Origin of the sequence: Vibrio mexicanus, assembly GCF_001012815.1 — a bacterium.
GTDB lineage: Bacteria > Pseudomonadota > Gammaproteobacteria > Enterobacterales > Vibrionaceae > Vibrio > Vibrio mexicanus.
The window spans coordinates 38,681-54,728 of the sequence record NZ_JYJP01000055.1 but is presented as its reverse complement, the minus strand read 5'-3'; the positions used below and the strand labels follow the sequence as shown (position 1 = coordinate 54,728).

Sequence of the window (16,048 nt, the reverse complement as noted above, 5' to 3'; positions counted from 1 at the left end):
CTATAGCACCTCAACAGTATTCGTATTGTCAGAAAAAATTGCACTCTATTTTGCTTTCACAAAGCGCAGAGAATATTACCGCTAATGATCCACAATTCTTACCATTTACACAATAAGAACCGACAAATTCTTCGCAATATTTGTCAGTAGCAAAATCTACATGACGACAAAAACAACAAAAGCCTCCCGAAGGAGGCTTTCTTTAACTTTCTTTCTTAGCTAAGGCTATTAAGGAAGTTTTACATCAGATAGGTCTTCGCCTGCACCGATAGCTTTCATTTCGCCTGCAACGATTTCAGCTAGTGGGCCAAGGATAACCTGAAGGTTGTTTTCACCTAGTTTAACAACACCTTTCGCACCAAGCTTCTTAAGAACTGCTTCATCAGCAATAGAGCGGTCTTTAAGAGTTAGACGTAGACGAGTGATACATGCGTCGATTGTTGTTAGGTTCTCGTGACCACCTAGAGCTTTTAGGTATTGACGAGCTAGGTCACCTTTAGACGCTTCACCCGCTGGTGCAGCACCTTCTTCTTCGTCGTCTTCACGACCAGGAGACTTAAGGTTGAATGCGCGGATTGCGAAGCTAAATGTGAAGAAGTATAGAGCACCGAACGCTAAACCAATTAGTAGTAGAGTGAACGGGTTAGTCGCTAGACCCCAGTTTAGAACGAAGTCGATTAGACCTGCAGAGAACGTGAAGCCGTGCAGAGTACCGAACATGTTCGCCACTACTAGAGATAGACCAGTGAATACTGCGTGCATTGCGTATAGAGCAGGAGCTAGGAATACGAACATGAATTCTAGCGGCTCAGTGATACCTGTTAGGAATGAACAGAAACCTACAGAGAATAGAGCACCACCAACTTGGCTACGCTTCTCAGCAGGAGCTGCTAGGTACATTGCTAGAGCAGCACCAGGTAGACCGAACATCATTACAGGGAAGAAACCGTTCATGAATGTACCAGCACCTTTGTCGCCACCGAAGTAACGGTGAAGGTCACCAGACTTAACTGTTTCAGTTACTTCTTTAACAGTTGCAGTGATTTCTGGGTTTACAGCGTTAGCAAATTGGAACGTGTGCGCTTCGCCAGCAACTAGAGTCTTAGCAAGAGCTGGGTCTACACAAAGCTGTTGGATAGCTGGAAGTGCTTGACCTGCAGCTTCTGCACCAGTTACTAGAACTTCTTGACACGTACCTAGCCGAACCAGAAGTAAGAGTTAAGAACGTGGTGAAGACCAACAGGGATAAGTGCACGGTTAAGAGTACCGTAAACAAATTGACCGATAGCGCCTGAAGAAGATACAGCGTGTGCTAGAGCGTCAAGACCAGATTGGATTGATGGCCATACAACACCAGCTACTGCACCTGCTACTAGAGCAAATAGACCAGCATGATAGGAACTAGACGTTTACCTGAGAAGAATGCCAGGAACTCTGGAAGACGCGTTGCGTGGAAAGCGTTGTAAGAGTGACCTGCGATGATACCCGCGAAGATACCGCCGAAGAATGACATGTTAACGTCAGCATTGATTGTTGTTGCTGTAGCAGTCAGTACAAAGTACGCCACTGCACCAGCTAGGCCAGCAGCACCTGAACCGTCTTTTGCAAGACCGATTGCGATACCTAGACCGAATAGTAGTGGAAGGTTACCAAAGATTGCACCACCAGCTTGCGCCATGAATGCAATATCCAATACATCTCCCTGACCAAGTCGCAGTAGAAGACCTGCGATTGGAAGCGTTGCGATAGGAAGCATTAGAGCTTTACCTAACTTTTGCGCATATCCAAGAATATTCACCTTAAGTTCCCCCTATAGGATTTTTAGTTTTTAGCTGAGAAGCCATTCTTGGCTGCTCAATTTAGTCGATGTCAGTTTATGACATTAATTTTGCTCCGCAAATTAAAACCTTATCATTTGTGATCCTAATCACCAGAATATGGTAAATCCGGAGGTTTTTGCTAGCTAGATCATAAAACTTATTTTACAATTCAAAAAAATGATAAATAAGCGATAACATTTCGCCTATGCACTTGGTGGGTAATCCCTTAATTACCAAGCATCACCGAAGTTTAAGTAGGCTTTTTCCTACTCATGTAGTACGGCAATTTTTCGTGTAGGTATCATCCAATACATGGATAAATCCCACTGCAACTGTGACCGCTTGCTAAAGATATTTTGCAACCTAATTGAAGCTCGCAAATAAAGTGTTAATTTGCTCAAGAAAACACCATGCTTTCATTAGGTCGCTCACAATTTATAAAAACTCATACTCATAAGGATTAGCTAACCATGTATGCGCTAACTAACTGTAAAATTTACACTAGCAGCGATGTGCTAGTTGACCACGCTGTGATCATCAACAATGACTTGATTGAGAAAGTTTGCCCTATTAGTGAACTGCCAGAAGGCATTGAGACACGTGACTTAAACGGTGCAAACCTAAGCCCTGGCTTTATCGATCTTCAACTTAACGGTTGTGGCGGCGTTATGCTGAACGATGAAATCACAGCAGAAACGATGCAAATCATGCATGAAGCAAACCTAAAGTCAGGTTGTACTAGCTTCTTGCCTACGCTAATTACCTCTTCTGATGAGAACATGCGTCAAGCTATCGAAGCGGCTCGTGAGTACCACAACAAATACCAAAACCAGTCTCTTGGCCTACACCTTGAAGGTCCATATCTAAACGTTGCTAAAAAAGGCATTCACAGCGTTGACTACATTCGTCCATCTGACGACAGCATGATCGATATCATCTGTGAAAACGCAGACCTAGTGACAAAAGTGACGCTGGCACCAGAGCACAACGATCCTGCGCACATCGAACGCCTTAAAGCAGCGGGTATTGTCGTTTCGATTGGTCATACTAATGCCACTTATGCAGAAGCTCGCCAAAGTTTTGAATCGGGCATCACCTTTGCTACTCACCTATTTAATGCAATGACACCTATGGTTGGTCGTGAGCCTGGCGTTGTGGGTGCAATTTATGACACTCCAGAAGTTTATGCTGGTGTCATTGCTGATGGTTTCCACGTTGACTACGCAAACATCCGAATTGCGCATAAAATCAAAGGTGAAAAGCTAGTATTAGTGACCGATGCCACAGCTCCGGCAGGCGCTAATATGGATCACTTTATTTTTGTAGGTAAGAAAGTATATTACCGAGATGGCAAGTGTGTTGATGAAAATGGCACGCTTGGTGGCTCAGCTGTCACTATGATCGAATCAGTACAAAATACAGTTGAGCATGTCGGTATCGCTTTGGACGAAGCTTTGCGTATGGCTACTCTGTACCCAGCAACTGCAATCGGGGTTGAAGACAAACTAGGCCGCATTAAGAAAGGCATGGTTGCAAACCTGACTGTATTTGATCGTGACTTCAATGTTCAAGCGACTGTTGTTAACGGACAATACGAGCAAAATTGAGAATGAATGGCGGACAAATAGGTAACGTAGATTTAGTTAAACAACTTAACAGTGCAGCAGTTTACCGGCTGATCGACCAACAAGGTCCGATTTCTCGCATCCAAGTTGCGGATGTTAGTCAGTTAGCGCCTGCCAGTGTTACGAAAATTACCCGCCAATTACTCGAGCGCGGCCTAATCAAAGAGGTCGCGCAACAAGCCTCCACTGGAGGCAGACGCGCCATTTCTCTCACTACAGAAGTTGAACCTTTCCATTCTGTAGCGGTGAGAATTGGCCGTGATTACTTTCAGTTCAGCCTTTATGATCTGGGCGGGAAAGAACTTACTTCGACTTATCATGAGTTCTTTTACACCAAGCAAGAGGAACTAACTGAAGGCTTGATCTCTTACCTCAAGAGCTTCATCTCTGATAATCAAAACATTATCAACCAACTGATTGCCATCGGTATCTCACTGCCTGGTCTGGTCAACCCAGAAAGTGGTGTCGTTGAATACATGCCAAACGTATCCATTGATAACCTTGCACTGAGCGATTTAGTTCGCGATACGTTCCATGTTCAATGTTTTGTGGGTAACGATGTTCGTGGTATGGCACTCGCGGAGCACTACTTCGGCGCAAGCCAAGATTGCCAAGATTCAATTCTAGTGAGTGTGCATCGTGGTACCGGTGCCGGTATTATCGTTAATGGCCAAGTATTTTTGGGCTATAATCGTAACGTTGGTGAGATTGGCCATATCCAAATCGACCCACTTGGTGAACAGTGTCAATGTGGTAACTTTGGTTGTTTGGAAACGGTTGCCGCTAACCCAGCGATTATTTCTCGCGTTAATAAGTTAATCAATCAGGGCTACGAGTCGAGCTTGACTGAACTTGACAGTATTTCCATCCATGACGTTTGTGAGCATGCCAACAACGGTGATGAGCTTTCTAAACAAAGTTTAGTTCGCGTCGGAAATCAACTAGGTAAAGCAATAGCGATTACCATCAACTTATTTAACCCTCAAAAAATTGTCATTGCCGGCGATATCACTCAGTGTGAAGACATTATCTTCCCTGCCATTCGCCGCAACGTGGAAAACCAGTCACTGACGACTTTCCACCAAGAGCTACCGATTGTCGCTTCTCAAATCGACAAACACCCGACTATGGGTGCATTCGCTATGATTAAGCGCGCAATGCTTAATGGTGTCTTGTTACAAAAACTCCTTGAAGAATAATTTACTACGCAATCAATTGCCGTAAAATGTAAGGCTGTGTGTTTACACAGCCTTTTTGTTATCTGGAAGCATCACTCGTTATGGAACTACTGTTAATTTCATCGGCTTTCATCGCAGGCTTTATTGCGTTGAAGTTGAACCTCCCTCCCTCGTTGGCTTTTTGCTAGCTGCTTTGGCCTGAATGTTATGGGCTATGAGAGCAACGACACTATCGTTTTACTGGCCGATTTAGGTGTAACCCTGCTCCTGTTTACAATTGGCTTAAAGCTCGATGTCAAAACTTTGCTCTCTAAAGAAATTTGGGCGGGCGCGACAGTACACAACCTTCTTTCAACCGCAATTTTCACGGTACTGCTTTTTGGGTTTAAGTTCCTTGGGATCTCGAGCCTCGCCTCAATGTCATTTGAGCAACTTGTTCTTTTAAGCTTTGCTCTGTCCTTCTCAAGCACCGTTTTTGCCGTGAAGACATTGCAAGAGAAAGGCGAAATGAACGCAACCTATGGCACATTGGCGATTGGTATTCTCGTCATGCAAGACATTTTTGCTGTCGTGTTCTTAACCGCTTCTACTGGCAAGATACCAGAATGGTATGCCATCGCTCTATTCGGGCTGCCACTACTACGACCATTATTCTACAAGTTACTGGACAAAGTTGGTCACGGTGAGATGCTGGTGCTTTTTGGTATCTTCTTCGCGCTAGTTGTCGGTGCCGGTTTATTCCAATTTGTAGGGGTTAAGCCCGATCTAGGCGCGCTAGTATTAGGCATGCTGCTCGCAGGTCATAAAAAAGCTTCAGAGCTATCTAAATCTCTATTTAATCTAAAAGAGCTGTTTCTCGTTTGCTTCTTCCTCAATATCGGTCTGTCTGAGCAACCGACAATGACGGGTTTTGCATTGGCGGTACTTTTCTTGTTATTGCTGCCCATCAAAGGCGTGCTTTACTTTGCGGTCCTTAACAAGTTCAAATTCCGCGTGCGTACATCATTGTTGACTTCGCTCAGCTTATTTAACTTTAGCGAATTTGGTCTTATCGTCGGCGGCCTTGCCTTTAAACTAGGCTGGATGGAAGGTGATATCCTAGTCGCCATCGCCATTGCTGTGTCGATTTCATTTGTCCTTGCTGCACCGCTAAACAGAAAAGGCCACGAGCTATATCAACGCTCAAGTCGTTGGCTTAAAGAGCATGCGGCAGAGAAACTTCATCAACGCGACCAACTCATCAACCCAGGTCATGCTCAGGTACTGATCTTAGGTATGGGACGCATTGGTACAGGTGCGTATGACGAACTAAGAAGTCGTTATGGAAAAATAGCATTAGGTATTGAAGTCAGAGAAGAAGCCGCTCACAAGCATCGTGCTGAAGGCCGAAATGTGATTGCTGGCGACGCAACCGACTCCGATTTTTGGGAGCGTATTTTAGATACTGCCAATGTAAAACTGGTACTGCTTGCCATGCCTCATCACCAAGGTAACCAAACTGCGCTAGAGCAACTGCAGCTTAAAAACTTCAAAGGACAGATCGCCGCTATCGCAGAGTATCAAGATCAGCTCGATAATTTATTAGAAGAAGGTGCTGATGCTGCATTTAATATTTACAACGAGGCAGGTAGCGGTTTTGCTCGTCACGTGTGTGACCATTTAAACCCTAAATTTAGCTCACCGAATTAGTCTTTCTAGCATCAACAAGCAAATTAAAACGGAAGTCATTATGTGGCTTCCGTTTTTGTTTAGTTCAAAAAAACACCATCCTTTGGAGTTTTTTTAATAAAACCAATATATTTTAAAAAAAATACATCATTAATCGCGCTTTTAATTCTTTTTCATCATTCCCTGTTGATTTTTTTAATCAGAATGGCAAATTGAAGCCAACAGATTAAAAAATATTTAAAGGGATGTAGTATGTGTTCGGTTTTCGGGATTCTAGATATAAAAAGTGATGCGGCTGCGCTGCGTCCAGTTGCGCTTGAGATGTCAAAAAAACTTAGACATCGTGGCCCAGACTGGTCAGGTATTTATGCATCAGACAAAGCAATCCTAGCGCATGAGCGCTTGGCTATCGTTGGTCTAAACAGTGGTGCTCAGCCGCTGTACAGCTCGAATAAAAAACACATCCTTGCAGTTAACGGCGAGATCTACAACCACAAAGAGATCCGTGCTCGCTACGAAGGTAAGTATGACTTCCAAACAGACTCTGACTGTGAAGTAATTCTTGCACTATACCAAGAGTTCGGTGCTGACCTTCTTGAAGAGCTAAACGGCATCTTTGCTTTCGTTCTTTACGATGAAGAGAAAGACCAATACTTAGTTGGCCGTGACCACATCGGTATCATTCCTCTATACCAAGGCTACGATGAACACGGAAACTACTACGTAGCATCAGAGATGAAAGCGCTGGTTCCTGTATGTAAAACAGTGAGCGAATTCCCTCCAGGTTGTTTCTACGGCAGTGCAGATGCTGAACCACAACGTTACTACACTCGTGACTGGAATGAGTATGCAGCTGTTCAGGGTAACAGCTCTAGCAAAGAAGAACTGACTGAAGCACTGGAAGCAGCGGTTAAGCGCCAATTAATGACTGATGTACCTTACGGTGTGCTTCTATCAGGTGGTCTTGATTCATCAATCACATCAGCAGTCGCTAAGCGTTTTGCCGCAATGCGTATCGAAGATGACAGCCAATCTGAAGCTTGGTGGCCACAACTTCACTCATTCGCTATTGGCCTAGAAGGCGCACCTGACCTTAAGGCAGCACGTGAAGTTGCAGACCAAATTGGTACCGTTCACCACGAGATGACGTACACGATTCAAGAAGGTCTAGATGCGATTCGTGATGTTATCTACCACATCGAAACCTACGACGTGACAACGATTCGTGCTTCGACTCCTATGTACTTACTGGCTCGTAAGATCAAAGCTATGGGCATCAAGATGGTTCTTTCTGGTGAAGGTGCGGATGAAATCTTCGGTGGTTACCTGTACTTCCATAAAGCGCCAAACGCGAAAGAGTTCCACGAAGAGACCGTTCGTAAACTACTTGCACTAAACATGTTCGACTGTGCTCGTGCGAACAAGTCACTAGCAGCTTGGGGTGTTGAAGGTCGTGTGCCATTCCTAGATAAAGAGTTTATCGATGTTGCAATGCGTCTAAACCCTGAAGATAAGATGTGTGGTAACGGTAAAATGGAGAAACACATCCTACGTGAGTGTTTTGAGCACTACCTGCCTGAATCAATTGCATGGCGTCAAAAAGAGCAGTTCTCAGACGGCGTTGGCTACGATTGGATTGACACACTGAAAGCAACTGCGGATGCGAAAGTGACTGATCAACAGATGGAAACCGCTCAGTACCGTTTCCCATACAACACACCGACGACAAAAGAAGGTTATGCATATCGCGAGATCTTTGAAGAGCTATTCCCTCTAGAGTCAGCTGCAGAATGTGTACCAGGTGGTCCCTCAGTTGCGTGTTCTTCTGCGAAAGCCATTGAGTGGGATGAGTCATTCAAAAACAACGCAGATCCTTCAGGTCGCGCAGTGAAAGCCGTTCATAACGACTCTTACTAATTGACTAACTGAGTTCATCAAAAAAGGCACCGTAAGGTGCCTTTTTAGTTCTTAATGTACCGTCCTAAATAAGGTTGACGGGATTAAAGTTCCATATCTTTGTTATCTATGCTCATTGGAACAATTTGGCTGAGCATTTTTACCAGCATAATCGAACGAAGCTCTCCATCCGGCTCCTGATAAATTGCATCAATACCCGCAAATTGACCACTCTTGACTCTAACTTGGTCACCCTTTTTAGGAAGCTTTTGCTGAGAGACCTCACTGCTGCTGGCAGATTCCTTCAGCGTGATAATGAGATCACCTTGCAGTTCATGAGGGGTAGAGCCTTGGCGAACAAAATCAACCACGCCACGGGTTGAACGAACCGTTGTAAAACTAGGCCCCTCGTTGACATCAAATCGAATAAACATGTAACAGGGAAAGAGGGGTTCAAGTTTAGTGACTCTCTTTCCCCGAACAATCTTTTCTACCTGAGTCTCTGGGTAGTAACATTCTACCCCTTGGTTCTCGAGGTTAAGCTTAGCTCGTTGCTGCTCAGCTCGTTTGCAATAGACTAAATACCAACTTTTCATAAACAACTCGTTATAATTTTTGCCCATCCTAACATCGAACGAGTTACGATTAGAATATGCAAATATGAGAACCTTACTCTCTATTGGCAGACCAAATCGGCGCAAAACGTAAAAAAAAGTACCACTCATCTCTACGTCATTGTGAATGCCGATAATTTCTATTTAGTTACAACAAGTTGCGCCATCAGCTCAATGTGGCCGTCATCATCATTCAAGCATGGGATGTAGTTGAAGCTTTCCCCACCACTTTCAACAAAAATGTCTTTGCACTCTTCAGAAATCTCTTCTAGCGTCTCTAAACAGTCACTAGAGAAGGCTGGAGCAATAATATCTAACTTCTTAATGCCCTTAGTTGGCAGTTGTTCTAATGTCTTGTCAGTATAGGGTTTAAGCCACTCTTCGCGGCCAAAACGAGATTGATAGCTCATGCCAATTTGGTCTTGCGAAAGCCCAAGTTCTTCACGAAGTAGCGCAGTCGTATTTTCGCAATGCTGTGGATACACATCGCCATTGTCTGCAAAACGCTGCGGTATACCGTGATAAGAGCAAAGTAAGTAATCGCCCTGACCATTTTTTTCCCACGAGCGACGAACTGAATCCGCTAACGCTTTAATATACTGAGGGTGTTGGTGGTAATGCTGAACAAATCGATAAGCAGGAACAACCGAAAAGGTCTTCAGTGCTTTCAACAGAGCATCAGAAACTGCGGCTGTAGTGGTGCCCGAGTATTGTGGATATAAAGGAAGAACAATCACCTCTTTCACCCCACGCTCAAGCAGTGCAGTAATGCCGCTCTTAATGCTTGGGTTGCCATAGGTCATTCCGAGTTCAACTGGCAGGTCGGTGGCAGCTTCTAGCTTCGCCTTCTGCGCTTTGGAGTAGGCCATTAAAGGAGAGCCCTCTTCCATCCAGACGCTTTGATAAAGCTTGGCCACTTTACCCGAGCGAATCGGTAAAATGACACCATGAAGAATTGGGCACCAAAGCCAACGAGTTAGGTCGACAACTCGCTTATCATGGAGAAACTGACCAAGAAATGCTTTTACCGCAGGCGCAGTGGGCGCATCTGGTGTACCTAGATTAACCAGCAATACACCTTGTTTGTTATTATTCTGCATAACTTCCTATTCACACCGAAATTGATTTTTACGCGAAGAAGATCCTTATAGATCAGACCGTAAACAAAAAAAAGACGACCCTTTGGGTCGCCTTCACTATAGCAAATTTTCAAAAATCGCAGTTAGCAATTTATGTTAGCGAAATTATGCTAATGCTTTCTCGATATCTGCACTTACTTCAGTCACTTGCTTAGTACCATCGAACTTAAGGTACTTAGTGTTGCCTGCTTCAGCTTCTTTACCGTAGTAGTTGATAAGTGGTGCAGTTTGCTCATGGTAAACACCTAGACGCGCGCGTACCGTTTCCTCTTTATCGTCATCACGAACAACCAGATCTTCACCAGTCACGTCATCTTTACCTTCCACTTTTGGTGGGTTGTATACAACGTGGTATGTACGACCAGAAGCAAGGTGAGCACGACGGCCCGCCATGCGCTCAACGATAACATCGTCAGCAACGTCGAACTCGATAACGTAATCTACGTCTACACCCATCTCTTTCAGGCCATCTGCTTGAGGGATAGTACGAGGGAAACCGTCTAGTAGGAAACCTTTCTCACAATCGTCTTGAGCGATACGCTCTTTGATTAGACCAAGGATGATTTCATCAGAAACTAGCTGACCAGCGTCGATAACAGCTTTAGCTTGTTTACCAAGCTCTGTACCTGCTTTGATAGCAGCACGAAGCATATCACCAGTAGAGATTTGTGGAATACCGTACTTTTCCATGATGAAGTTTGCTTGTGTGCCTTTACCTGCACCTGGAGCACCTAGAAGAATGATGCGCATGTTTAATCCTCTTTTACAAAGTTTGATTTATACCGAAGCTCACAGTTTGAATGCTTGCAACGATAAGTTTCGGTATAAGTTTTATTATGCAGTGACCATGAATAATTACTGCAACTCTTGACTGAGCGAGCGTAGTCTAACACAAAAATTGTCTTCGCCGACGGGTTTACGACTAAAGAATACTAAATCATCAATTTAGCTCTTTTAGCCTTTTTATCACAGGCTCAGGCAATCACAGACAAACTCCACCAGCTATACCAACCAAGTGAACTAAGGCCTAGCATAAGAAAAGCCCGTTTAGAACGGGCTTTACGCTTTAGTCTAACAGCTACTTAGTCAGTAGTTTGTTGATAGCACCTAAGAACTGCGAAGGGTCTTCCATCGAACCGCGTTCTGCCAGCATGGCTTGGCCTAGCAGAACTTCAACCCAACGGCCAAAGGCTTCTTCATCGGCTTCATCAGCCATCTGCTTAACAAGCGCATGCTCTGGGTTAATCTCAAAGATGTACTTCACTTGTGGCGCTTCTTGGCCTGCTGCTTCAAGCAGTTTTGCCATTTGAGTGCCCATCTCAAAATCATCGGTTACGACAACAGCCGGTGTTGTCGCAAGCTTGAAGGTCGTACGTACTTCTTTCACTCGGTCACCCAAGTACTCTTTGGTACGCTCAACAACAGATTTGAACTCTTCTTCCGTCTCTTTCTGCTTCTCTTTTTCAGCTTCGTCTTCAAACTTGCTCAGATCTAACCCAGCTTTAGTGATCGACTGGAACTGCTTACCATCAAACTCAGTCAGGTAGTTCATCACGTACTCATCGATACGATCGTACATTAGAACCACTTCGATACCTTTCGCTTTGAACTGCTCTAAGTGAGGGCTGTTCTTCGCTGCAGCGTATGAATCTGCCGTTAGATAATAAATCTTATCTTGACCTTCTTTCATGCGTTCAACGTATGACGCTAAACCAACCGTTTGATCCGCGCTGTCTACTTCCGTCGATGCAAAGCGCAATAGACCGGCAATCTTCTCTTTGTTTGCCATGTCTTCTGCTGGGCCTTCTTTCATGACAAGGCCAAACTCTTTCCAGAACGCCTGATACTTTTCATCATCGTTCTTGGCCATACGCTCAAGCATGGTCAATACGCGTTTTGTACAAGCATTACGTAGCGACTGAGTCACTTTATTGTCTTGAAGAATTTCGCGCGAAACGTTTAGTGGAAGATCATTTGAATCTATCAAACCGCGAACAAATCGTAAGTAAGATGGCATAAATTGCTCAGCGTCATCCATAATGAACACGCGCTGCACATACAGCTTCAAGCCAGATTTATGGTCGCGATTCATCATATCCCAAGGCGCTTTCGATGGGATGTAAAGAAGACTTGTATAGTCGTTTTTACCTTCTACCTTGTTGTGACTCCAAAGTAGTGGATCAGCGAAATCATGAGATACGTGTTTGTAAAACTCGTGGTACTCCTCGTCAGAAATCTCAGACTTACTGCGAGTCCATAGCGCTTGAGCCTTGTTGATTTGCTCCCACTTAGTCTCGCCCGTCTCTTTTCCTTCTTCGTCTTTTTCTTGAGTCAGGATAGAAACTGGAATGCCAATGTGGTCTGAGTATTTACTGATGACATCACGTAGACGCCATTCGTTTAGGAACTCTTTACCTTCTTCACGCATGTGCAGGATGATATCCGTACCGCGTGACTGTTTCTCGATGTTTTCTATGGTGTAGTCACCTTCACCAGCAGAATGCCATTGAACTGCTTGGTTAGACTCCAAACCTGCGGCGCGAGTACGTACAGTTACTGCATCAGCGACGATGAACGCAGAGTAGAAACCAACACCAAACTGACCAATTAGCTGAGAATCTTTACTTTGGTCTTCAGACAACTTAGAGAAGAACTCGGCTGTACCCGATTTTGCGATCGTTCCAAGATGCTCGATCACATCTTCACGGCTCATACCAATACCGTTGTCAGAGATGGTGAGCGTGTTATTTGCTTCATCGAACGATAGCTTCACACCTAGGTCCGCATCGCCTTGGTATAGTTCAGCGTTAGAAAGCGCTTGGAAACGCAGTTTATCGGATGCATCCGACGCGTTTGAAATCAGTTCGCGAAGAAAGATCTCTTTATTCGAATACAGAGAGTGAATCATCAAGTGAAGTAGCTGCTTCACTTCAGACTGGAAACCACGTGTTTCTTTTTGATTGTCTACGGTTGAATTGGTTGTTTCGCTCATCTTTGCTCCATAACATCAATAACCTAGTGCCCGCCTTACACGAACGCACTACTTTTGTCTGTAAGTTGCTACTTAACATATGGCTGACAATTGTAAATTCAAGGTCAAAAACCATAAAAACGATGTTTTTTTTATTTGTTTTTATTATCCTTAGCGACGAAAATATCAAAGAGGCTAAATTTACTGTACTTTGTTAGGTATAATTAGCGCCTTCTGATACTTCCCAGACGAATAACACGCACACACAAAGAAGAATTGAATGAGTAATATAGGCACAAAGTTTAATCTTGCGAACAGATTTACTTTCGATCCAAACAGTAACTCTCTCATTGACCACGAAAATGACAATGAAGTAGTACGTTTAGGTAGCAACGAAAGCCGAATTTTATTATTGCTGTCAGAAAGACCAAGCGAAGTCATCTCTCGAAATGAGCTGCATGAATTTGTTTGGCGAGATCAAGGGTTTGAGGTCGACGATTCAAGTCTGACTCAGGCGATCTCGACGCTGCGTAAAATGCTAAAAGATTCAACCAAGTCGCCTATGTTTGTAAAAACGGTACCAAAACGTGGTTATCAGCTCATTTGTTCTGTAGATAGAGCAGCGCCTTTACTGAGCAACGATACCGCCGAGAAAGAAGAGCCAGTAGTCGAAGACGCTATCGCGCCAGTTGAACCAGAACTTAAACCGGTTGTTGATACAGAGCCCGTTGCTCAGTACCAATCAACTCATGCTCCGGTCACACCAGCAGCAAAAGCACCGAAGTGGCAAATTCGCGCTCTGCTTATTCTGGCTGGCCTCCTTCCTTTGTTTGTCGTTTTGTTCACCAACCCTGCGCAGTCAAGCTTCCGTGAACTGGCGATTTATGAAGGTATTCCGGTCATGACGCCAAACAACCACCCGGATCTTTCTGATTGGCTACCGGCTATAGAACAGTGTGTAAAGTACTACAGTGCGTCGCATACGGCAGAGTTAGCACCGACACAAGTCATCGCAACAGGTGGTCAAAGTAATCAGGTTATTCTGAACTACATTCACTCAATCAACTATTCAGGCGAAAATATGACAGTGCGTATTTTTGCTGAGTTAGATGAGTTAAACCGCGTGTGTAAGTCTGGGAAATAAGTTATGAATCAAAAAATTGCATCAATCATTCTAGGCCTATCCGTACTGTTTAGTGGATGGTTGTATTGGGGAAGCGATCTAAAACTAGAGCAAGTTTTAACCTCACAAGAATGGCAGTCGAAAATGGTGACGGTTGTTACCGAGAACAATCAAGAAGAAAGCGTAGGCCCGCTGCGTAAAGCTGACGTAAGCTCAAACGTCAAGTACCTTCCTAACGGTACTTACATTCGTGTTACCAACGTACGTTTGTTTGCTGAGAATAATGATACGCCAAGTGTAATCAACATCTCAGAAACCGGTGAATGGAGTATAAGTGATAATTACCTGCTGGTATCTCCAGTTGAGTTTAAAGACATCTCTGCGGCTCAATCAAAAGACTTCACTGAAGAGCAGCTGAGTTTGATCACACAGTTGTTTAAGATGGATGCACAGCAAAGCCGCCGCATTGACATCGTGAATGAGAAAACACTATTACTCACGAGTTTAAGTCACGGCTCTACGGTACTTTCAACGAATTAATTCTACTATTTGATTGGAAAAGGGGCAGGACGCCCCTTTTTGTTTATTATGGATATTTTCAGCTCAATAGCGCTATTTCTCGGCTCTCTCATTGCCAACACGCTAGCGTCCTTATCCGGTGGCGGGGCTGGCTTGTTGCAGTTTCCCCTTCTTATCTTTCTAGGTCTGCCTTTTTCAAGCGCTTTAGCCACCCACAAAGTCGCGAGTGTCGCATTAGGGATTGGCGCAGCTTACACACACTGTAAAAATCGAACCTTCTCCTTTAAAACAGCCATATACGTAACCTTCACGGGCTCACTTGGTGCCATTATTGGCGCAAATATTATTTTGAAGATCCCTGAAGATATTGCCCAATCTGCACTTGGATTAATGATTTTGGCACTCGGGGTTTATTCTCGCTTTAAGAAAGATTTAGGACAGACCGAAGCGCCAATAAATAGGACATCAACCGGATATGTCATTGGCGGGATTGGATTTATCACCATTGGCATTATCAATGGCTCGTTAACGGCTGGTTCTGGCCTTTTAGTCACGCTCTTTTTGGTCAGATGGTTTGGGTACAGCTACAAACAAGCTGTAGCTATTACTTTAGTTTGTGTCGGTTTATTTTGGAATGGCATTGGAGGAATTGCAGTTGTGCAAGCCGGCGCCCCAATATATTGGCCTTGGTTACCAATACTGCTCGCAAGCTCTTTCTTGGGTGGCGCAATTGGCGCTTACTTTGTCACAAAAAGCTCAAACAAACTGATTAAGATCGCTTTTGAACTTCTGACATTGTTTGTTGGGTTAAAGCTAATTCTCTAACCCAACACCATAAAAACCACAAAATTATCGTAAATTTTTAGGTTTTACTGTCTACTAAAATGATTTTTCGTACCGTTGACTCACCTAATTAAGCTAGCCTCAGCAATAACTTCCTCGTCAAAGCTGACCACTTGAAGCACTCCATCCTTCAAGAGGCCATAAGTCGGTTTAAAACCACCACGTGGAAAGGTCACTGAGCCTGGATTAAATACAATCACCGATTCTTGCCACTGCGCTGTCGGAATATGGGTATGACCATGCGCCAGCACATCGCCACGCTTTAAAGGCGGCATTTTATCTGCATGATATAAATGACCGTGGGTTAGAAATACACGCTGCCCCGACTCTAGAATAATCCATGAATAGTCGGTCATCATGGGGAACGCTAACAACATTTGGTCGACTTCACTGTCGCAGTTCCCTCGCACCGCGATGATAGAGTCCGCAAGTTCGTTGAGCTTTTCTGCTACCAAAGGAGGATTGTAACCTTCAGGCACTGGATTTCTCGGCCCGTGGTTAAGGACATCTCCGAGTAGTAGTAATGTTTCTGCTCCCGAGCGCTTAAATTGTTCTAATACCCGCTCAGTCGCGGGCAGTGAGCCATGTAAATCAGAAGCAAAAAATAATGTCATGGTGACCTCTCTATCAATAGAATGGAGCGATTCTACGA

11 protein-coding genes and 2 pseudogenes are annotated in these 16,048 nt (G+C 44.2%); 7 read left to right on the top strand and 6 right to left on the bottom strand.

The annotated features are described in order from the left end of the window. Positions 1–228 precede the first annotated feature (228 nt). Positions 229–1,798, bottom strand: a pseudogene (nagE, locus tag UA76_RS08875) (N-acetylglucosamine-specific PTS transporter subunit IIBC). Positions 1,799–2,290: 492 nt separating this feature from the next. Between nagE and nagA the strand changes: the two are divergent. From nagA to asnB, 4 genes and pseudogenes are all read left to right on the top strand, one after another. Beyond that, the gene (gene nagA / locus UA76_RS08870; RefSeq protein ID WP_047045073.1) at positions 2,291–3,427 is read left to right on the top strand and encodes an N-acetylglucosamine-6-phosphate deacetylase; all 1,137 of its coding nucleotides are present in this window, start codon (positions 2,291–2,293) and stop codon (positions 3,425–3,427) included. Positions 3,428–3,429: 2 nt separating this feature from the next. Further along, the gene (nagC, locus tag UA76_RS08865) at positions 3,430–4,644 is read left to right on the top strand and encodes a DNA-binding transcriptional regulator NagC (protein WP_047045070.1); all 1,215 of its coding nucleotides are present in this window, start codon (positions 3,430–3,432) and stop codon (positions 4,642–4,644) included. Between the two features lie 80 nt (positions 4,645–4,724). Continuing rightward, a pseudogene (locus UA76_RS08860) lies at positions 4,725–6,312 on the top strand (cation:proton antiporter domain-containing protein). Positions 6,313–6,543: 231 nt separating this feature from the next. Next, entirely contained in the window at positions 6,544–8,208 is a 1,665-nt protein-coding gene (asnB, locus tag UA76_RS08855; RefSeq protein WP_047045064.1) for an asparagine synthase B, read from the top strand. 83 nt (positions 8,209–8,291) lie between these two features. On the opposite strand, the gene rfaH is transcribed toward asnB, so the two are convergent. The 4 genes from rfaH to htpG all read right to left on the bottom strand — a co-directional run bounded on the left by rfaH (position 8,292) and on the right by htpG (position 12,932). Next, a complete protein-coding gene (rfaH, locus tag UA76_RS08850; protein ID WP_047045192.1) occupies positions 8,292–8,783 on the bottom strand; it encodes a transcription/translation regulatory transformer protein RfaH in 492 nt (163 codons plus the stop codon). Between the two features lie 158 nt (positions 8,784–8,941). Next, on the bottom strand, positions 8,942–9,901 hold the full coding sequence (gene hemH, locus UA76_RS08845; RefSeq protein WP_047045063.1) for a ferrochelatase: 960 nt from the start codon (positions 9,899–9,901) through the stop codon (positions 8,942–8,944). A 144-nt stretch (positions 9,902–10,045) separates the two neighbouring features. Then, entirely contained in the window at positions 10,046–10,690 is a 645-nt protein-coding gene (gene adk, locus UA76_RS08840) for an adenylate kinase (RefSeq protein WP_047045061.1), read from the bottom strand. 328 nt (positions 10,691–11,018) lie between these two features. Further along, the gene (gene htpG / locus UA76_RS08835; protein WP_047045058.1) at positions 11,019–12,932 is read right to left on the bottom strand and encodes a molecular chaperone HtpG; all 1,914 of its coding nucleotides are present in this window, start codon (positions 12,930–12,932) and stop codon (positions 11,019–11,021) included. A 259-nt stretch (positions 12,933–13,191) separates the two neighbouring features. On the opposite strand from htpG, the gene UA76_RS08830 reads away from it, so the two are divergent. From UA76_RS08830 to UA76_RS08820, 3 genes are read left to right on the top strand one after another with little or no spacing between them, the layout of a single operon-like run. After that, on the top strand, positions 13,192–14,055 hold the full coding sequence (locus UA76_RS08830; RefSeq protein WP_047045054.1) for a winged helix-turn-helix domain-containing protein: 864 nt from the start codon (positions 13,192–13,194) through the stop codon (positions 14,053–14,055). Positions 14,056–14,058: 3 nt separating this feature from the next. Next, on the top strand, positions 14,059–14,574 hold the full coding sequence (locus UA76_RS08825; protein WP_047045052.1) for a regulatory protein ToxS: 516 nt from the start codon (positions 14,059–14,061) through the stop codon (positions 14,572–14,574). Positions 14,575–14,622: 48 nt separating this feature from the next. After that, positions 14,623–15,378 (top strand): sulfite exporter TauE/SafE family protein, encoded by a 756-nt coding sequence (locus UA76_RS08820; RefSeq protein WP_047045049.1) that lies wholly within the window; start codon positions 14,623–14,625, stop codon positions 15,376–15,378. An 80-nt stretch (positions 15,379–15,458) separates the two neighbouring features. Here UA76_RS08820 and yfcE read toward each other — a convergent pair whose 3' ends face one another. Next, entirely contained in the window at positions 15,459–16,010 is a 552-nt protein-coding gene (gene yfcE / locus UA76_RS08815; RefSeq protein ID WP_047045046.1) for a phosphodiesterase, read from the bottom strand. Positions 16,011–16,048 lie beyond the last annotated feature (38 nt).